The organism is Streptomyces sp. NPDC050738, from assembly GCF_040654175.1.
Classification (GTDB): domain Bacteria; phylum Actinomycetota; class Actinomycetes; order Streptomycetales; family Streptomycetaceae; genus Streptomyces.
The window spans coordinates 84,444-103,063 of record NZ_JBFAHN010000010.1; the positions used below are offsets into that span (position 1 = coordinate 84,444).

At 70.6% G+C, this 18,620-nt stretch carries 19 protein-coding genes; 14 read left to right on the forward strand and 5 right to left on the reverse strand.

The annotated features are described in order from the left end of the window. Positions 1-22: 22 nt before the first annotated feature. Complete coding sequence (hutU, locus tag AB0H78_RS24735; protein ID WP_363236736.1) at positions 23-1,687, reverse strand: urocanate hydratase; 1,665 nt, start codon at positions 1,685-1,687, stop codon at positions 23-25. Between the two features lie 114 nt (positions 1,688-1,801). Here hutU and AB0H78_RS24740 point away from each other — a divergent pair, with 114 nt between their 5' ends. The 5 genes from AB0H78_RS24740 (at position 1,802) to AB0H78_RS24760 (ending at position 5,325) form a co-directional block, all read left to right on the forward strand. After that, positions 1,802-3,133, forward strand: a complete 1,332-nt coding sequence (locus tag AB0H78_RS24740; protein ID WP_363236737.1) for a diaminopimelate decarboxylase — start codon at positions 1,802-1,804, stop codon at positions 3,131-3,133. A gap of 149 nt (positions 3,134-3,282) precedes the next feature. Continuing rightward, positions 3,283-3,684, forward strand: a complete 402-nt coding sequence (locus AB0H78_RS24745) for a hypothetical protein (RefSeq protein ID WP_363236738.1) — start codon at positions 3,283-3,285, stop codon at positions 3,682-3,684. Further along, positions 3,681-4,442, forward strand: coding sequence for a transcriptional regulator (locus AB0H78_RS24750; protein WP_363236739.1), 762 nt, complete (start codon positions 3,681-3,683; stop codon positions 4,440-4,442). The genes AB0H78_RS24745 and AB0H78_RS24750 overlap by 4 nt, the downstream gene beginning before the upstream one ends. A gap of 38 nt (positions 4,443-4,480) precedes the next feature. Further along, positions 4,481-4,873: a roadblock/LC7 domain-containing protein gene (locus AB0H78_RS24755; RefSeq protein ID WP_363236740.1), complete on the forward strand. Its 393-nt coding sequence runs from the start codon at positions 4,481-4,483 to the stop codon at positions 4,871-4,873. 77 nt (positions 4,874-4,950) lie between these two features. After that, positions 4,951-5,325: a hypothetical protein gene (locus tag AB0H78_RS24760; protein ID WP_363236741.1), complete on the forward strand. Its 375-nt coding sequence runs from the start codon at positions 4,951-4,953 to the stop codon at positions 5,323-5,325. A gap of 67 nt (positions 5,326-5,392) precedes the next feature. Here AB0H78_RS24760 and AB0H78_RS24765 read toward each other — a convergent pair whose 3' ends face one another. Both AB0H78_RS24765 and AB0H78_RS24770 read right to left on the reverse strand, forming a co-directional pair. Continuing rightward, complete coding sequence (locus tag AB0H78_RS24765; RefSeq protein WP_363236742.1) at positions 5,393-6,229, reverse strand: MurR/RpiR family transcriptional regulator; 837 nt, start codon at positions 6,227-6,229, stop codon at positions 5,393-5,395. A 17-nt stretch (positions 6,230-6,246) separates the two neighbouring features. Beyond that, entirely contained in the window at positions 6,247-7,728 is a 1,482-nt protein-coding gene (locus AB0H78_RS24770; protein ID WP_363236917.1) for an aromatic amino acid ammonia-lyase, read from the reverse strand. Positions 7,729-7,868: 140 nt separating this feature from the next. On the opposite strand from AB0H78_RS24770, the gene AB0H78_RS24775 reads away from it, so the two are divergent. The 4 genes from AB0H78_RS24775 to AB0H78_RS24790 are packed head-to-tail and all read left to right on the forward strand — an operon-like array spanning position 7,869 to position 11,205. Then, positions 7,869-8,930: an ABC transporter ATP-binding protein gene (locus tag AB0H78_RS24775; protein WP_363236743.1), complete on the forward strand. Its 1,062-nt coding sequence runs from the start codon at positions 7,869-7,871 to the stop codon at positions 8,928-8,930. Further along, positions 8,930-9,574 carry an ABC transporter permease gene (locus tag AB0H78_RS24780; protein ID WP_363236745.1) on the forward strand — a complete coding sequence of 215 codons (645 nt, stop codon included), beginning with the start codon at positions 8,930-8,932 and terminating at the stop codon, positions 9,572-9,574. The genes AB0H78_RS24775 and AB0H78_RS24780 overlap by 1 nt, the downstream gene beginning before the upstream one ends. Before the next feature lie 6 nt (positions 9,575-9,580). Further along, on the forward strand, positions 9,581-10,252 hold the full coding sequence (locus AB0H78_RS24785) for an ABC transporter permease (RefSeq protein ID WP_363236746.1): 672 nt from the start codon (positions 9,581-9,583) through the stop codon (positions 10,250-10,252). 20 nt (positions 10,253-10,272) lie between these two features. After that, complete coding sequence (locus tag AB0H78_RS24790; RefSeq protein WP_363236747.1) at positions 10,273-11,205, forward strand: ABC transporter substrate-binding protein; 933 nt, start codon at positions 10,273-10,275, stop codon at positions 11,203-11,205. On the opposite strand, the gene AB0H78_RS24795 is transcribed toward AB0H78_RS24790, so the two are convergent. Continuing rightward, positions 11,202-12,209: a LacI family DNA-binding transcriptional regulator gene (locus tag AB0H78_RS24795; protein WP_363236748.1), complete on the reverse strand. Its 1,008-nt coding sequence runs from the start codon at positions 12,207-12,209 to the stop codon at positions 11,202-11,204. The genes AB0H78_RS24790 and AB0H78_RS24795 overlap by 4 nt on opposite strands. 92 nt (positions 12,210-12,301) lie before the next feature. On the opposite strand from AB0H78_RS24795, the gene AB0H78_RS24800 reads away from it, so the two are divergent. Both AB0H78_RS24800 and AB0H78_RS24805 read left to right on the forward strand, forming a co-directional pair. Beyond that, positions 12,302-13,201: an amidohydrolase gene (locus AB0H78_RS24800; RefSeq protein ID WP_363236749.1), complete on the forward strand. Its 900-nt coding sequence runs from the start codon at positions 12,302-12,304 to the stop codon at positions 13,199-13,201. After that, on the forward strand, positions 13,198-13,704 hold the full coding sequence (locus AB0H78_RS24805) for a cysteine dioxygenase family protein (RefSeq protein WP_363236750.1): 507 nt from the start codon (positions 13,198-13,200) through the stop codon (positions 13,702-13,704). Before AB0H78_RS24800 ends, AB0H78_RS24805 begins: the two co-directional genes overlap by 4 nt. Positions 13,705-13,760: 56 nt before the next feature. Here AB0H78_RS24805 and AB0H78_RS24810 read toward each other — a convergent pair whose 3' ends face one another. Further along, the gene (locus AB0H78_RS24810) at positions 13,761-14,801 is read right to left on the reverse strand and encodes a LuxR family transcriptional regulator (RefSeq protein WP_363236751.1); all 1,041 of its coding nucleotides are present in this window, start codon (positions 14,799-14,801) and stop codon (positions 13,761-13,763) included. 212 nt (positions 14,802-15,013) lie between these two features. Between AB0H78_RS24810 and AB0H78_RS24815 the strand changes: the two genes are divergently transcribed. The 3 genes from AB0H78_RS24815 to AB0H78_RS24825 are packed head-to-tail and all read left to right on the forward strand — an operon-like array spanning position 15,014 to position 18,559. Beyond that, a complete protein-coding gene (locus AB0H78_RS24815) occupies positions 15,014-16,054 on the forward strand; it encodes an FkbO/Hyg5 family chorismatase (protein WP_363236752.1) in 1,041 nt (346 codons plus the stop codon). Beyond that, positions 16,051-17,604 (forward strand): AMP-binding protein, encoded by a 1,554-nt coding sequence (locus AB0H78_RS24820; protein WP_363236753.1) that lies wholly within the window; start codon positions 16,051-16,053, stop codon positions 17,602-17,604. Before AB0H78_RS24815 ends, AB0H78_RS24820 begins: the two co-directional genes overlap by 4 nt. Beyond that, positions 17,591-18,559: a DMT family transporter gene (locus AB0H78_RS24825; RefSeq protein ID WP_363236754.1), complete on the forward strand. Its 969-nt coding sequence runs from the start codon at positions 17,591-17,593 to the stop codon at positions 18,557-18,559. The genes AB0H78_RS24820 and AB0H78_RS24825 overlap by 14 nt, the downstream gene beginning before the upstream one ends. Positions 18,560-18,620: the final 61 nt, after the last annotated feature.

The window sequence follows — 18,620 nt, forward strand, 5'->3', positions numbered from 1 at the left end:
TGTTCACGCGTCACGTCACGCGTCACGCGTCGTCACCCTCGCGCATCGGGACGCGTACGCCCTTCTCGTCCGCGACCTTCTCGGCGATGTCGTACCCGGCGTCGACGTGACGGATGACGCCCATGCCGGGGTCGTTCGTCAGCACGCGGCGGATCTTCTCGCCCGCGAGCTTCGTGCCGTCGGCGACGGAGACCTGACCGGCGTGGATGGAGCGGCCCATGCCGACACCGCCGCCGTGGTGGATGGAGACCCAGGAGGCGCCCGAGGCGACGTTGACCATGGCGTTGAGCAGCGGCCAGTCGGCGATCGCGTCGGAGCCGTCCAGCATGGCCTCGGTCTCGCGGTACGGGGAGGCCACCGAGCCGCAGTCCAGGTGGTCGCGGCCGATGGCGAGCGGGGCGGCGAGGGTGCCGTCGGCGACCATGTTGTTGAAGAGGTCACCGGCCTTGTCGCGTTCGCCCTGGCCGAGCCAGCAGATGCGCGCGGGCAGGCCCTGGAAGTGGACGCGCTCGCCGGCCATCTTGATCCAGCGGTGCAGCGACTCGTTCTCCGGGAAGAGCTTCAGCAGCTCGCGGTCCGTCTTGTGGATGTCGGAGGCCTCGCCGGAGAGCGCCGCCCAGCGGAACGGGCCCTTGCCCTCGCAGAAGAGGGGACGGATGTAGGCGGGCACAAAGCCGGGGAAGTCGAACGCCCGGCTGTAACCGGCCAGTTGGGCCTCGCCGCGGATGGAGTTGCCGTAGTCGAAGACCTCGGCGCCCGCGTCCATGAAGCCGACCATGGCCTCGACGTGCGTGGCCATGGACTCGCGGGCACGGGTGGTGAAGCCCGCCGGGTCCTTCTCCGCGAACGTCGCCATGTCGTCGAAGTCGACGCCGACGGGGAGGTAGGCGAGCGGGTCGTGGGCCGAGGTCTGGTCGGTCACGATGTCGATGGGCGCGCCTTCGGCGAGCATCTGCGGCAGCAACTCCGCGGCGTTGCCGAGGAGGCCGATCGACAGGGGGCGGCGGGCGTCGCGGGCCTCGACGGCGAGTTGCAGGGCGTGGGCGAGCGAGTCGGCCTTCACGTCCAGGTAGCGGTGCTCGATGCGGCGCTCGATGGCGCGCGGGTCGACGTCGATGCAGATCGCGACGCCGTCGTTCATCGTCACGGCGAGCGGCTGGGCGCCGCCCATGCCGCCGAGCCCGGCGGTCAGCGTGATCGTCCCGGCCAGGGTGCCGTTGAACTTCTTGTTGGCGACCGCGGCGAAGGTCTCGTACGTGCCCTGGAGGATGCCCTGGGTGCCGATGTAGATCCAGGAGCCGGCCGTCATCTGGCCGTACATGGTGAGTCCGAGGGCCTCCAGCCGCCGGAACTCCTCCCAGTTCGCCCAGTCGCCGACCAGGTTGGAGTTGGCGATGAGGACACGGGGCGCCCACTCGTGGGTCTGCATCACGCCGACGGGGCGGCCGGACTGGACGAGCATCGTCTCGTCCTGCTTGAGCGTCTTCAGCGTGCGCACCATGGCGTCGAAGGAGCGCCAGTCGCGGGCGGCCTTGCCGGTGCCGCCGTAGACGACGAGCTTGTCGGGGTGCTCGGCGACCTCGGGGTCGAGGTTGTTCTGCAGCATGCGCAAGGCGGCTTCCTGCTGCCATCCCAGGGTGTTCAGCTCCGTACCGCGCGGTGCCCGTACCGGCCGGGGTCCTGACATGGTCTGCCTCCTCGTGAATGTTGCATGGACTATTCACATCCTGACGAGCTGAATAGAACTAGTCAATACGCACGGTCTCCCCACTGCGCCCGGGGAGGTGGTTGTCTAGACCACATGGCTTCGGACACGGACGCCGCGACGCGGCGTGAGCAGGCAGTACAGGCAGCGGTCGAGCAGGGGCTCGCAGGCCCCGAGACCCCCATCATCGGTCTGCTGGACATCACCGGCATCCGCAGCAGCGCGGCCGCGCTGCGCACCGCGTTCGCGGAGGTGACCCCGCCGGACACCCCCGTTCTGCACGCCTTCGCCGTCAAGGCCTCCCCGCTCGTCCCGGTCCTGCGGCTGCTGCGGGACGAGGGGATCGGCGCGGAGGTCGCCAGCCCCGGCGAGCTGGCCTTGGCCCGCGCGGCGGGCGTACGCCCCGAGCACACGGTCCTCGACTCCCCCGCGAAGACCCCGGCCGAGCTGCGCGAGGCGCTGGCCCTGGGCATCGCGGTGAACGCGGACAACCCGCAGGAGCTCGCCCGTATCGACGCCCTGGTCGCCTCGGCCACCACCGCATCACCCCTCGGGCTTCGGGTGAACCCGCAGATCGGCGGCGGCTCGATCGGCGCCCTCTCCACCGCCACCGCCACCTCCAAGTTCGGCATCGCGCTCCGCGACGAGGGCGCCCGTGAGTGGGTCGTCCGTGCGTACCTGGACCGGCCGTGGCTCAACCGCCTGCACACCCACTCGGGCTCCCAGGGCGTCCCTCTCGCGCTGATGGCCGAGGGCGTCAGGGCCGCGTACGAGCTGGCCGAGGAGATCAACACCGCGGCGGGCCGGCAGCAGATCGACACCGTCGACATCGGCGGCGGCCTCCCGGTCAACTTCTCCTCCGACGAGGAGACGCCGACGTACGCCGACTACGCCCGGCTCCTGAAGTCCACCGTCCCCGGGCTCCTCGACGGCCGCTACGGTCTGGTGACCGAGTTCGGTCGCTCGCTCCTCGCCAAACACGGCACGATTCTGGCCAGGGTCGAGTACACGAAAACGTCGGGCGGACGCCCCATCGCGGTCACCCACGCCGGCGTCCAGGTCGCGACCAGGACGGTCTACGCACCCGTCTCCTGGCCTCTGCGGATCGCCGCATATGACACGAAGGGCCGGCCCAAGGCGGGCGTCGAGGTTCCGCAGGACGTGGCGGGCCCGGCGTGCTTCGCCGGTGATCTCCTGGCCGAGAACAGGGAGTTGCCCCTCCTCGAACAGGGGGACTACGCGGCGGTCCTCGACACGGGGGCGTACTACTTCGCCCATCACTACGCGTACAACAGCCTGGCCAGGCCGGGTGTCCACGGCTTCACGGCGGACAGCGATGGCACCTCCTTCGCCACCGTGCGCACCCCGCAGACGCTCCAGGAGATCGTGGCCGAATCCGGTGGGGAACACCGGGACGCTCTCCTTTGAGCCGCCGCTGAACCACCCCCTCCGCATGGGCGGCACGGACCCTATCCAAGCTCCGCATGTTCCGCTGGAAAATGCCAGAACTCCACCCGGCGAACAGAACTCTGCGTAACTTGACGGTCACAGCTGCAGCGCCGGGGAGGGGGTTCAGTGTGGCCGGAATAGACGAGTGCCTGCTCGAAGTGATGCAGGTGCCGGGTGCCATCGGGGCCTCGGTGGTGGACTGGACGAGCGGGCTGTCCCTGGGCACCGTCGGAGAGGCACCGCACCAGGACCCCGAGGCCACCGCGGCCGAGACCGCGGAGCTGGCCCGGATGGCGGCCGAGCACCCCTCGTTCGTCCCCGACGATCCCGCGGACGGTTCCACGGGCAAGGAACTGCCCGTGGAGGACGTCATCGTCACCACGCGCACCACCTACCACGTGCTGCGTTTCGTCGAGACGACCTTCGACAGCAGCGTGTTCTTCCATCTCTGGCTCGACCGCGACCTCGGCAATCTCGCCCTGGCCAGGCACCGGCTGCGCGACCTGGCCGAACGGCTGGTCCTGGGATGAGCACCATTTCGCCCATGCTGGTGCGGCTGGCGGCCGAGCAGGCCACCGGAGCCCTGCTCCGCGACCGGGGCACCCTGTATCTCGCCGACGGCCAGGTCGTGCACGCCGAGAGCCCGTCCTCCCCCGGCATGGAGGTCATGCTCACCGCGTCCGGCAGGCTGCGCCCCGAGGGCTGGCAGGAGGCCGTCGACCGGGCGGGTGCCAGGGGCCGGGTCGCCCGTTTCCTCGTCGACAGCGGTCAACTGGGCGGCGGCGAGCTGGAGATCTGCCATCTCAGCGCCCTGCACGACGCCGCGTTCTTCGCGCTGGCGCCCAGCAGCGGGCCCACCCGCTTCCGTTACGGGGTGGTGCACTGGATGGGCCCGGTCCAGTCCGTTCCCGCCGCCCGGGTGGAGCGGGAGGCCGCACGCCGCCGTGAACTGCTCGACCAGCTCTGGCCGTACGAGGCGGTCGACACCGCCCCGGTCGTACGCACACACCGCCTCGCGGACGCCCCGGTCACCCCGCGCCAACGCGCCGTACTGGCGCTGGTGGACGGGGTCAGGACCGCGCAGGACATCGCGCGCGTGCTGGGCCGTCCCGCGTTCCACACCCTCATCGACGTCCGGAGGCTGGCCGCCGCCGGTGTCCTCGAAACGCCCCGCGCACCCACCGCGCAGCCCACCGTGCCCGACTGGGTCACGGACGTGGGGACGGGGACCGACCCCGACATCGCCCTTCTCACCCGACTGCGCGACGCATTGGAGGCCACGCTGTGATCCGCTCCCTGCGGCAGCGCGCCGAGAGGAGACAGCTCATGTCCGCAGAGGCCGAAGTCCTCGAAGAACTCGGCCGGTTGAGGGCGCGGGTACCTCTGCTCAGCGGCGCTCTGGCCGCCAGCGCCGACGGTCTGGTGCTGGCCCAGGACACCTCGGCCGCCGAGGCCGAGACCATCGCCGCCCTCACGGCCGCCGCCCTGGGCGTGGCGCAGCGGCTCACCGAGACGACGGGGCAGGGCGGCTTCCGTGAACTCCTCGTCCGCGGCGAGCACGGCTATGTCGCGACCTACGCGGCGGGCTCCTCCGCCGTACTGACTCTCCTCGCCCAGCCGCGGATCAACGTCGGCCGCCTGCACCTCGAGGCGCGGAGGGCGAGTGCGCGTATCGGTGCACTGGTCGACGGCGCCCTCGAACGGCTGGAGAACTCGTGACCGACTCCCCGACATCCCGGACCAGCAGGTCCCGGACCGTATCCAGCACCATCCGGAAGAAAGGCAGTACCAACGCCATGGCGAACACGGAAACCGCGCTCAAGGAAGCGATGACCTCCATCGAGGGCACGATCGGCGTGGCCCTCGTCGACTACACCAGCGGAATGGCCCTCGGCACCCTCGGCGGAGGCAAGGAGCTCGACCTCTCCGTGGCCGCCGCGGGCAACACCGATGTGGTGCGCGCCAAGGTGCGGACCATGGAACTCCTCGGCCTCAAGGACGAGATCGAGGACATCCTGATCACCCTGGGCGGCCAGTACCACCTGATCCGGCTGCTCAAGGGCCGGGGCACCGACGGCCTCTTCATCTACATCGCGCTCGACAAGAACCGGTCGAACCTCGCGATGGCCCGCCACCAGCTGAAGAAGATCGAAAAGGAGCTGGAGGTCTGACAGGGCGGCCCTGCGGCGGGCGGCACTCTGCCCGCCGCAGTGGTACGCGGCACCACCGGCCCGGCGTCTACTCGGCGAACAGCCCCCGCGCCGTGGCCCGTGCGTCGAACTCCTCCAGCCGCGCCTGCGCCTCGGGCAGGTCGTCGCACATCGCCTCCAGCAGCACCCGGCCCAGCAGCATCGGCGCACACGCGGTGTCGAAGGCGAGCCCCGTGCCGACTGCCGCCGGGATCAGTACGTCGCTGTGCTTGGCCACTGGCGCGAAGGCCGAGTCCGCGACCGTGACCACCGTCAGACCCGCCGACTGCGCGTAGGCGAGCGCCTCGATGACCTCGCGTGGATGGCGCGGCAGCGCGAAACAGAGCAGCGCCGAAGCCCCGGCCCGCACCGCGGCGTCGATGCGGTCGGCGAGCATCGTGCCGCCCTCGTCGAGGAGGCGGACGTCCGGGTGCACCTTGGCCGCGAAGTAGGCGAAACCACGGGCCTGCGAGGAAGCGGCGCGCAGCCCGAGCACGGGCAGCGCGGGTGAGGCGGCGAGCAGCCGGCCCGCCCGCTCGACCGCGGACGGGTCGGCGAGCACCTCGGCGAGATGGCGCAGGTTCTCGATCTCCGCCTGCACGGCCTGCTGGTACTCGTTGTACGTGTCGGCGGCGCTGCCCCCGCCCACCGGGGCGACCTCGCGCAGATGCTTGCGCAGCGCCGGATAGCCGTCGAAGCCGAGTGCGACGGCGAAGCGGGTGACGGAGGGCTGGCTCACCCCGGCCAGTTCCGCCAGCTCCACCGAGGACAGGAAGGGGGCGTCGGCGGCGCGGCGCACCATGCAGTGCGCGATACGCCGCTGCGTCGGCGTCAGCCGGTGCCCTTCGAAGAGCTGCTGCAGCCGTGCGGCGGGGCTGTCACTCATGCCTGGTCCCCTGGTCCTCAGAGTTCGTTGAACTGGTCGAGCAGCGCGGCCGCGGCCGCCACGTCGTCGGTCAGCGGCCGGTCCGCCGTGTCGTCGCCGAGCACCGATGCCGCGAGGTCGAAGGCCTTCCCGACTGGCAGCTCCGGGTCGATCCGCAGATCGCGCTGGCGCAGCGCCCGTACCACCGCGACCAGTTCGCAGCCGACGACGTACCGGTAGGCACGGACCGCCCGCAGCGACTGGCGCGCCGCCAGCGAGGCGAAGCTGGCCTGCTCCTCGACGCCACGCGACAGCACAGCATGCCCCAGGGAGGCGGGTGCGGAGAAGGCCCGGAGATCGCCGAGGGCCGCTCCGGCCGCGTACTCCAGGATCATCACGCCCGACGACGCGGCCTCGTTGTCCGCCAGGAAGGGCTTGAGGCGGGTGAAGGCGGGCTCGTTCAGCGCGGAGAGGCGCGAGGTGGAGAGCCGGGCGACCTGGGTGACGGCGAGCCTGAAGTGGTCCAGGGCCAGGGCGAGTTGGGCCATGTAGAAGCCGCCGTGGTGGTACGCGGCCATGTCGTCCGCCCTGATCAGCGGGTTCTCCGCGGCCGCGTTGATCTCGACGGCGAGGGTCCGCTCCAGGAGGTCGGCGGCGTCGTGCGCGGGCCCGTGGATCTGCGGGACGCAGCGCAGTCCGTACGGATCCTGGATGCGGCCCAGCGGCGGGGTCGGCCGCTCCGGGGCGCCGAGCAGATAGCGACTGCGGGCGGCGACGGCCTGTGAGCCGGGGTGCGGACGGGCGGCGTGCACTGGCTCCGCGTACGCCTCGAAGGAGCCGTCCATCGCGAGCAGCGAGAGGGCCGCCACCACCTGGGTGGCGGCCACCAGCCGCCGCAGCTCGTCCAGGGCGAGGGCGGACTGGCCCAGGGTCAGGGCGTTGCTGCTGATCAGGGCGAGGGCGTCGTTGTTGTCCAGGGGCTGCGCCTCGGGGGCATCGCCCGCCCCCAGCCAGGGGTGCTCGCCCGCCAGCGCGAGGCCGACCTGGGCGAGGGCCGCGATGTCTCCGGTGCCGACAGACCCGAATTCGTTGACGACGGGATACGCCCCCGCCTCCAGCGCCTCGCAGAGCGCGATGACGACGGTCGGGCGCAGCCCGGCACCCCCGGCCAGGAGCTGGTTGGCGCGGACTGCGAGCATGGCGCGTACCTCGTGCTCGGGCAGCGGGTCGCCGATCGCTCCGGCGTGCGAGCGCAGCAGCCGCAGCCCGTGGTCGGCGGCCGCCTCGGAGGGCACCGCCTCATTCCGGTTCGCGCCCACACCGGTGGACCGTCCGTAGACCCGGCCCGAGGCGGCGAGCTCGCGGGCGGCGTCCCACGACGATTCCACACGCTTCATCGCCTCGGTTCCGGGTACGGGCCTTGCCGTACCGCGCGCGAGGCGGACCACGTCGGAGACCGGGAGGGACTCGCCGTCCAGGACGACGATGCCGGTCGGAGAGTCCACCATGCGGGACGACATCATGCGCGAACGCCTCCATTCAGGACAGAACGTCTTACCCGTCGGACTCATGTAACCAGTGATTTACCGCGGGCCATTGACAATTTATTCAGACACCAAGAACTCTGCATGACCATATGCAGCCGGGCAAGGGATGACCGATGATCAAATTCGACGAAGTCCACAAGCGTTTCCCGAACGGCACCACCGCGGTGCACGACCTCTCGCTGGAGATGCCGGAAGGACAGATCACGGTCCTCGTCGGATCCTCCGGTTGTGGCAAGACCACCACCCTCCGCATGATCAACCGGATGGTCGACCCGAGCTCGGGCACGATCCGTCTCGCGGGCAAGGACATCCTGGAGTCGGACGCCGCCGATCTGAGACGCGGCATCGGCTACGTCATCCAGCAGTCCGGCCTCTTCCCGCACCGCACGGTCCTCGACAACATCGCCACCGTCCCGCTGCTCCTCGGCTGGGGCCGCAAGAAAGCCCGCGACCGCGCCGCCGAGCTCCTGGAGACCGTCGGCCTGGCCGCCGACTCCGGAAAGCGCTACCCGCACCAGCTCTCCGGCGGCCAGCAGCAGCGCGTCGGCGTGGCCCGCGCGCTCGCCGCCGACCCGCCCGTCCTGCTCATGGACGAGCCCTTCGGCGCGGTGGACCCCGTGGTCCGCACCCAGCTCCAGGACGAGCTCCTGCGCCTCCAGAAGGACCTCGCCAAGACCATCGTCTTCGTCACGCACGACATCGACGAGGCCGTACGCCTCGGGGATCGAATAGCCGTCTTCCGCACCGGCGGCCATCTGGTCCAGTGCGCCGAGCCCGCCGAGCTCCTGGCCCGCCCCACCGACGACTTCGTCGCGGACTTCCTGGGCGCCGAGCGCGGCCTCAAGCTCCTCTCCCTGATCACCCTCGCCGGTGTGGAACAGCACCCGGCCCCCGAGGGCAGCCGCTGGCAGCTGGAGCTCGACAGCGCCCGCAAGCCGCTGGGCTGGCGCGACACGGACGCCGCGGCCGGCGACGGCGCCGATGCACCGCTGCTTCCCGTACGCGCCCTGCGCGACGGCGACTCGCTGCTCTCCGCGCTGAACGAGTCGATCGCCTCCCCCGCGGGCCTCGTCGCCCGCGTCGACGCCGACGGCGTCCTGACCGGCGTCAGCGCACGCGCCGCGATCCACGACCACGCGGGCGACGCCCACGTCAGCGCGGGCGCGGCAGCCTGATGACCATCGAATGGGGCTGGTTCCCCGACCACATCGACGAGATGACCCGGCTCACCACCGACCATCTCTCCACCGCGCTCTCCGCGGTCTTCTTCGGCCTCCTCATCGCGCTCCCCCTCGCGGTGATCGCCCACCGCGTCCGCCCCCTGCGCGGCTTCGTGCTCGGGCTGTCCAACATCCTCTACACGATCCCGTCGATCGCCCTGTTCGTCCTGCTGCTCCCGGTCACCGGACTGACCCGTACGACCGCGGTCGCGGGCATCACCGCGTACACGCTGGTCGTCCTGGTCCGCAACACCGTCGAAGGCCTGGACGCCGTCCCCGCCAAGGCGCGCGAGGCCTCCACCGCGATGGGCGCCAAGCCCCTGCGCACCCTCCTCACCGTCGAGCTGCCCCTCGCGCTGCCCGTGATCATGGCGGGCGTACGGGTCGCCACCGTCATGTCCATCTCCCTGGTCAGCGTGGCCAGTTACATCGGCCAGGGCGGCCTCGGCCAGCTCTTCACCGACGGCTTCCAGCGCAACTTCCCCACCCCCGTCATCGCCGGCGTCGCCCTGACGCTGCTGCTCGCCCTGGTCGCCGACGCGGCCCTGGTCACCGTCCAGTGGCTGGCCACCCCGTGGACCCACAAGCGAGGTGCCTGACCCGTCATGCTCGAACTCCTCAAGAACCTCGTCTCCTGGCTGACCAGCGGCTCCCAGTGGTCCGGCAACGCGGGCATCGCGCACCGCCTCGCCGAACACCTCGAGTACTCCCTGCTCGCCACTCTCGTCGCCGCCGCGATCGCGCTCCCCATCGGCATGCTGATCGGGCACACGGGGCGCGGCGCGTTCATCGCCGTCAACCTCGCGTCGTTCGGCCGCGCGCTGCCCACCGTCGGCCTGGTCACCCTGGTCTTCCTCGCGGGCGGCCTCTCCATGTGGCCGGTCTACATCTCGCTGGTCGCGCTCGCCGTCCCGGTGATCATCACCAACACCTACGCGGGCATGGCCGCCGTCGACCCCGAGGTCAAGGACGCCGCCAAGGGCGTCGGACTCCGCGGCCACCAGGTGCTGTGGCAGGTCGAACTCCCCCTCGCGCTGCCCCTGATCATGACCGGCATCCGGCTCGCGACCGTGCAGGTCATCGCCACCGCGACCATCGCCGCCTACGTCAGCTTCGGCGGCCTGGGCCGCTATGTCTTCGACGGTCTCGCCCAGCGCGACCTGGTGCAGGTACTGGGCGGCGCGGCACTCGTCGCCGTACTCGCCATCGCCGCCGACCTGGCCCTGAGCGGGGTCCAGCGGCTGCTGCTCCGCGGCTGCCCCGCCAACGCCCGCTGACCCCAAGGACTTTGAGACTCATGAACCGACGCACAGCCCTCACCGCCCTGCTCGCCGGCGCCTCCGCGCCCCTCCTCGCCGCCTGCTCCTCGGGCATCACCTCGCTCGACGGCGACGGCTCCGGCGGCGACACGGGATCCAGCTCGGGCGGCCTGATCATCGGCACCGCCAACTTCACCGAGAACCAGATACTCGGCTACCTCTACGCGGGCGTCCTCAAGGCCGCCGGCATCAAGACCACCGTCAAGCCGAACCTCGGCTCCCGCGAGATCATCGTCCCCGCGCTCAAGGGCGGCGACATCGACCTCCTCCCCGAGTACCAGGGCAGCCTGCTCCTCTACCTCGACAAGAACGCCAAGGACACCGAGGCGGGCGCGATGCAGAACGCCCTCGCGGCCGTGCTCCCCGCCTCCCTGGAGGTGCTGCCGTACGCGGTCGCCGAGGACCGCGACAGCTTCGCCGTCACCCAGGAGACCGCCGACAAGTACGGCCTGAAAACCCTCGCCGACCTGACCAAGGCCAACGGCAAGCTGGTCTTCGGCGCGGCCGCCGAGATGCAGAAACGGGTCGTGGGGGTCGTCGGCCTCAAGGACGTGTACGGCGTGGAGTTCAAGGAGTTCAAGGCGCTGGACTCCTCCGGGCCGCTGGTGAAGGGCGCCCTGAAGAAGGGCGACGTGGACGTCGCGAACGTCTTCACCACGGACGTGGACGTCGCCTCCAACAAGTGGGTCGTGCTCCAGGACCCCAAGAACCTGGTCCCCGCCCAGCACATCGTCCCGCTGATCGCCGCGCGCAAGGCGGACGGCAAGGTGCGCAAGGCCCTGGCCACGCTCGGCAACGTACTGACGACACCCGAACTGACCAAGCTCAACCGCCTGGTCGACCAGGACAAGAAGGACCCGGACCGCGTGGCCGACGCGTGGCTGAAGGAGAAGGGCCTGGTCAAGGACTAAGCAGGCCCTGCCCGGTTGGCCGACCCCCGCTCGATCAGCTCGGGTGCGCACAGGATCCGCTTGCGTCGCACCCGGCGCCCCTCGATCGCGGCGACCGCCAGCCGGGCCGCCTCCTTGGCGATCTCCGCGAGGCCCCAGTCCAGCGTGGTGAGCGGCGGGGTGAGCACCCGGGAGACAGGGTGGTCGTCGAAGCCGACGACCGACAGATCGCGCCCTACGGCGATCCCCGCCTCGGCGGCGGCCGCGTACACCCCGTACGCGATCGAGTCCGAGAAGCAGAAGACGGCGGTCCCGGGCCCGCGCAGGACGCCCCGCGCGACCTCGGTGGCCACCCCCAACTCCAGCCCGCACGGCACCACTTCGACGTCGAGCCCGATCCGCGCTGCCGCCTCCCGCACGTACACGTCGGCGGGCCGGTCCGGTGTGGCGCGCCCGGTCGGCGTCAGTACGGTCACCCGCCGGTGCCCGAGCCCGGCCAGATACCCCAGCACCGCGTCGATCCCGGCGCGGTTGTCGAAGAGGACTTCACCGGCCGTACGGGCATGCTCCAGCGAGTCCCCGATCGACACGACGGGAACCTGCTCGGCGATCTTCACCCAGCCCTGCGCCGAGGGGTCGACGGGCGAGACGAGCATCCCGTCCACCCGCTGGTCGCGCAGCTGCTTGGCCAGGACGAGCTCGCGCTCCGGGTCCCCGCCCGCGTCGAGGATCAGCGCGTACCGGTCGCCCGCGAGCAGCTCCCGCCCTATCGCCGCCATCAGTTGCTGCTGCCAGAGATCCTGCAGGTCACCCGCGATGACGCCGACCATGCTGGTGCGGCCGCTGGCCAGGGCGCGGGCGATGGGGTCGGCCTCGTAACCGAGTTCGGCGGCGGCCTTGCGCACGCGCTCCTCGGTCTCCTTGGAGACGTGCTTGCCGCGCAGCGCGTACGAGACGGCTGCGGTGGAGAGGCCGGTGGCCTCGGCCACCTCGCGGAGGGTGGTGCGCTTTGTGGGCCTGGCCATGCACCGGATCCTACCGGCCGCTCTTGACACTCCGCATGGTTAACCGTTTCACTTAACCGCATCAGTGAAGCGTTTAACAAAAGGATGTCTCCTTGCCCACCGACGTCCACCAACACATCTGGCCGCAGGCCTTCATCGACCTCCTGCGCACCCGCACCACCGCTCCCCGCCTCGACGGCTGGACGCTGCACCTCCCCGGCGAACCGCCGTACGAGGTGAATCCGGACGACCACGACATCGCGGCCCGCACCGCACTCGCCCGCACCGAGGACGCCCTCGACCTGGCCCTGGTCTCCCTCTCCAGCCCGCTGGGCATCGAGTACCTCCCGCCCGCCGAGGCGGAGCCCCTCGTCGCCGCCTTCCACGACGGCGCCCTGGCGCTGCCCGCCCCCTTCGGCGTCTGGGCGTCGGCCCCCCTCGTCGCACCCGACCCGGACGCCCTCACCCGCACCCTCGACCGGGGCTGCGCCGGCCTCCAACTCCCGGCCACCGCACTCCTGGACGAGGCCGGCTGGCTCCACTGCACGCCACTCCTGGAAGCCCTGGTCCAGAGCGGCAAACCCCTCTTCGTCCACCCCGGAGCGGCCCCGCCCGCACCCCCCGGCACCCCTGCCTGGTGGCCCGCCCTGGTCCCGTACGTCCACCAGCTGCACGCCTCCTGGTACGCCTTCCGCGCCTTCGGCCGCCCCCGCCACCCCACCCTCCGCGTCTGCTTCGCCGCCCTCGCCGGCCTGGCCCCGCTCCACGGCGAACGCCTGGCGGCGCGCGGCGGAGGCCGCGGCGACATCGACTTCGACGTCTTCTACGAGACGTCCTCGTACGGCACCCGCGCGGTGGACGCCCTGGTCCGCACGACCGGCATCGACGTGATCGTCTCCGGCAGCGACCGCCCGTACGCCCTCCCCACCACCCCCGACCTGGGCGCCGCAGCCGCCACCCACGCCCTGCGCACCGCCAACCCGTCCCGCCTCCTGAACGGAGCCACCCCATGACGTCGTACACCGCCGCGCTCCCCGCCCGCATCCTCGACAAGCGCGAACTCCACACCCTGGTCGACGACTTGGCAGCCACCCCCGACCTCTGGCGCCCGCACGTCGCCTTCTCCGACAGCGAGCGCCACTACGCATCCCTGCACCGCGACGAGTACGTCGACATCTGGCTGCTCTGCTGGACCCGCCAGAACGACACCGGCTGGCACGACCACGACATCTCCTCGGGCGCGGTCCGCGTGGTCCAGGGCGTACTCACCGAATCAAACCCCCGCATCGGCGGCCGCCACCTCGCCACAGCGGTCCCCGCGGGCGAGTCCTTCCACTTCGGCCCGGACCACATCCACCGCCTCACGGGCGCCACGGACGACGCGGTCTCGATCCACGCGTACTCCCCGCCGCTCTGGCGCCTGGGCCAGTACGACATCACCGACGACGGCCTGATGCGCCGCATCTCGGTCTCGTACGCGGACGAACTGCGCCCCCTGGACACCTCCGCGGCCTGACGTCCGCGGCCTGACGTCCGCCGGCCCTCTGCGGCCGCCGGGGAACCGCGGGCCGCTCAGGCGGCTATCTGCTCATCGTCTTCTTCCGTGTGCGAACGGCTGCCCAACGCGTATCCGGCCTGGAAGCGCGTCCTCGCTCCCAGGGTGTCCATCAGCTCCGCGACGCGTCGCTGGCAGGTGCGCAGGGAGATGTCGAGCCGTCGGGCGATCACCTTGTCCTCCACGCCGTTGAGCAGCATGCGCAGGACGGACTCGTCGATCAGGGCAGAGGCGGAACGTGCGCTTTCGTGGTCGTAGCGGCCGTCGAAGTCCCGGGCTTCGTCCCAGGCGCCGGTCAGGGTGTGCCGTAGCGCGGTGACCGTGGACGGGTCGTGGATCACGCTGAGCCCAGGGCCCTGCTCGCGGGGAACCACCGCGGTGGCGGAGTCGACGACCATCAGCCAGGTCGGCAGCGAGGCCGCCGTCCGTACCTGACCACCCTGCCGGTGCAGCTCCGTCGCGTATTCCCGCATCCGGACGTCATAGCGGGCCGCCTCGGGCAGCAGGACGCGCAGGAGGTCGGGGCGCCTGGTCGTGTAGACGGGCCAGGGATTTTCGGCCGAGGAGTCCGCGGGGTCCTGCCAGGGGTCCCTGGTGGGGAGGGCGAGCAGAATCTCCTCCGCTGCCTCGGCGGCGAGGGTGGAGAGCACGCCGCGGGCGGCTTCCCGCCCTTCTATGTGATGGACCTGCGGCTGATCGGGCTCCTCGGCCAAGTTGGCCCGGTAGAGCGGCAGAAGGCTGTGCATCTGCTGGCGCAGCCGCTCCAGTTCGTGCTGCCGCTGGCGCAGCACCTCGTCCTCCGCGGCCAGCAACTGCAGGGAAGCGGACTGCGGGTTCACCGCCACGTAGGCGTACGAGCAGCCGTGGACCAGGTGAAGGAGCCGGAGCCGCACGAGGTCGGCTATCGCCGCGGAGGCCTCCGACTCGGTGATGCCGAGGTCCCGTACGCACGTCTCGATCTCCACGTACTCACTGCGCAGCGCCAGCGTGTAGACCTCACTCGCCGCGGTGTCCGCCTGCGGCACGTCAGGAAGCCCCGATATGGCATTGGTATGCATGGTTTGCCCCTCCCTCGCATTCCTGTCTGGCGCAACTCGGCAACTGCACCTCCGAGGCCAGCTCATCGATCCTCTCTAAAGGGAGCACCCCACGCACAGCGTTTGACGGAGCAACAGGATGAGTCTTCATGCCCCCTTAACAGAGGGGTCATGAAGGGACGTTGCTCCCCCCGAACCTGTTCTGCGCCTACAGGTGGCAGCAAAGGAGAGATATGAGCGACAGCAGGATCAGAGACCGAATACAGGGCCCCTGGTCGTCCTTGACCCCATGCACCACCCCCTCGCGAACAGCCGATGCGGTACACGGCGGCGTACTGGGCCGGATCACTTTCGCCGGGATGACCGGTGATCCGTCCCTCATCGACGGCGCTCCTCACCTGATCACGCACATGGCCAACGCGTCCGTGCACCCTGCCGAGGAAATCTGGCGGACCAGCCTGCCCGTTCAGGCGGGAGTGGCCGGACACGCCGTCTACGCAGAGGACGGCGAGCACCTCTTCTACGCGGTACGTCTCGGCCCCCAGGACGCCTACCGCGAACCGGTGCGCGACCTGTACGAGACCGCGCTGAAATTCGCCTGGGATCACGGCTACCCCGAACTGATCCGCATGTGGAATCTCATCGGCGACATCACCGGCGCCAACGCGGACGGTCTGGAGATCTACCGCGACTTCTGCACCGGACGGGCCGAAGCGTTCACGACCTGGCAGGAACAATTCCCGCACCTGCCGGCCGCCACCGGAATCGGCACGCTCAGCCCCGGTGTCGACCTCTGCTTCCTGGCGGCCAAGCCGGGCCGCGCCGTGCACGTGGAGAACCCGCGGCAGACACCGGCGTACAAGTACTCCTCCCGGTACGGGAAGAAGTCCCCGAGTTTCGCCCGGGCCACCTTCCTCCGTGACCTCCACACGCCGGGCAAAAGCTCCGGCAGCCTTTTCGTCTCGGGTACGGCGAGCATCCTGGGCGATGACACCGTGCACATCGACGACGCCGCACGGCAGACCGAGGAGACGCTCCGCAACATCGAGGCACTCGTCAGCAGCGACAATCTGCGTCGCCACGAGGTGGACGGTGCCGGGTTCGACGTCAAGGACCTCGACCAGATCAAGGTCTACGTCCGGGACGCCGAGCATCTGCCCGTCGTGCAGGACATCTGCGCGTCCGCGTTCCCCGCCGATACCGACATCGCCTACTTCAACGTAGGGGTCTGCCGCCCCGACCTGCTCGTGGAGATCGAGGGAGTGTGCCGGTGACCGCGAACCTCCTGCACACGCCCCTGGACCCGGATGTCCTCGGCGACACCGCGAGCCAGGGCAACCTGGCCGTGCACCTGGAGAACCTCGCCGGTCGCAACGGCTGGCTGGGGCGGACGGCCTACCTTCAAGGAACGCACCGATACAGCTACGGCGAACTTTTAGAACAGGTACGCGACGCTGCGGGTTTCCTGCGCAGACACGGGATCGGCCGTCAGGACCGCGTTCTGGTGGCGCTGCCCGACAGCGTGGCCTTCGTGGTGACGTTCCTGGCCGTGCTGCGCATCGGCGCGGTCGCCGTACCGGTGAACACCTCTTTCCACGCCGACGAGCTGCGGACGAGTGAAAAGATCGCCGAGGCCTCACTCGTGGTCGCGGACGCCTCGCTGCGCGATGCGTTCCAAGGGCGCACCGTCACGCCGCGGGAGCTGGCCGCCGGGCAGAACCTCACGGACGCGGAGTGCGCCCCGGAAGAGGTGGCGGCCGATGCGCCGGCCTTCGCGGTGTTCACATCGGGGACCACGGGAACACCCCGGCTGTGCTTCCACGCCCACGGCGACGCGCTCCACTTCGACCAGGCCATCGGCAGCGTCATCGCGCTCCGGCAGGGAGAGGTCAGCTACTCCGTCTCGCGGATGTACTTCGCCTACGGACTCGGCAACTCCGTGCTCCTGCCCCTGCAGCGCGGGGCGGCGGTCGTTCTCACACCGCAGCGCGCGGATGACGCGAGCGCCCTGGCCGTCATCGAGCGGTACGGGGTGAGCGTGCTCTACGCCCAGCCCAGCTTCTACGCCCGGATGCTCACCAGGCCCGATGCCGCGCTGCTCGGCCGGCTGCGGCTGGCGCTCATCGCAGGTGAATCACTGCCCAGGCCCCTTGAGGACCGGCTCCGCCGCCTGCTCGGGACGCGCCTGCTGAACATCTGCGGCACCAGCGAGATCGGACACGCCGTCCTTGCCAACGGGCCGGACGAGGTCCACCCCTACAGTCTCGGCCGGGTCCTGGCGCCCTATCGCGTACGCGCGATCGACGACGAAGGACGGCCCGTCGCGGCCGGGGAAGTGGGACGACTGCAGATCTGCGGTCCCACCATCGGCCCCGGCGTGACGTCCGGCAGTCTCCGGCCCCAACGGCTGGGCGCCGGTGAATGGTTCACGACCGGCGATGCCGCCCGCATCACCGAAGAGGGTCTGGTGTGGCTGCTGGGACGCGTGGACGACATCGAGATCGTCGCGGGCGCGAACGTCCATCCCACCGAGGTGGAAGACATCATCACCGCCATCGCGGGGGTCCGTGAAGCCGCCGTGTGCTCGGTGCGACGGGCCGACGGAGTGACGAGTCTGCGTGCCTACGTCGTCACCGACCCCGCCGTGGGCCGCGATGCCGTCCTGGCCAGGACCATCCGCAAAGCCACCGAGGCCGCGCTCACTTGGTACAAGGTCCCCGAAGACGTCGAGTTCGTCGACGCCCTGCCACGCAACGGCACGGGAAAGATACTCCGCCGGGTTCTCCGCGGCTGGAACAAGGAGGTTCCGCATGGCACAGAATGAACCGACGACAGCAGGCCCACCGCTCACCGTGACAGCGGCCGCGCTGCTCACCATGGTGTTGTGGGCTTCGGCGTTCGTGGCGATCCGCGAGATCGGCCAGAGCGTACGACCGGGCCCGCTGGCCCTGGGACGGCTGGTCATCGGGGCCGTGGCGCTCCTGGCGGTGGTGACGGTCCGGCGCGAAGGAGTACCACCGCGCGCCGCCTGGCCGGGCATCGCGGGCATGGGGGTGTTCTGGTTCGGGCTGTACATGATCGCCCTCAACTGGGGTGAACAGCACACCGATGCCGGCACGGCCGCCCTGCTCATCGGTACCGGCCCGCTCCTCGTGGCCGTGCTCGCCGGGCTCTTCCTGCGCGAAGGCTTCCCGCGCCCGCTGATCATCGGGCTCGTCATCGCCTTCGCCGGTGCGGCACTGGCCGGAATCTCCAGCGGTGGCAGCGGACAGACGGCGATGCTCGGCGTACTGCTGTGCCTGGCCGCGTCGGCCGGCCACGCGGTCGGCGCCATCTTCCAGAAGCCCGCCCTCGCACACGCCTCTCCCTTGCAGGTCACCGCGTACGGCAGCGTGGTCGGTGCGGTCGCCTGCCTGCCCTTCGCAGGCCAGCTCGTCCACGATCTGAGCGATGCGCCGGCCACGGCCTGGGCCGGAGTTGTCTACCTCGGTCTCCTGCCGACCGCACTGGCCTTCTGGACCTGGTCGTACGCACTGTCCCGGATGCCCGTCGGCCGGCTGGCCGCGACCACCTACATCGTGCCCGCCCTGACCGTGGCGATGGCCTGGCCCGTCCTGGGCGAGCTGCCGGCCGCCGCGGCCTTCGCCGGCGGGGCCCTGTGTCTGATCGGCGTGGCCATCGCGAACCGCCCGAAACGAACCAAGCCGGAACCGGCGCCCGTCCTGTCCGGCGATCTGGCCCCCGCACCCGGCTCCCCGGAAGAGGCACACGCGAACTGACCCCGTTCTCCTTCTCCTTCCGGGTGGCCCGCCGAACGCTTCGGCGGGCCACCCGGCTGCA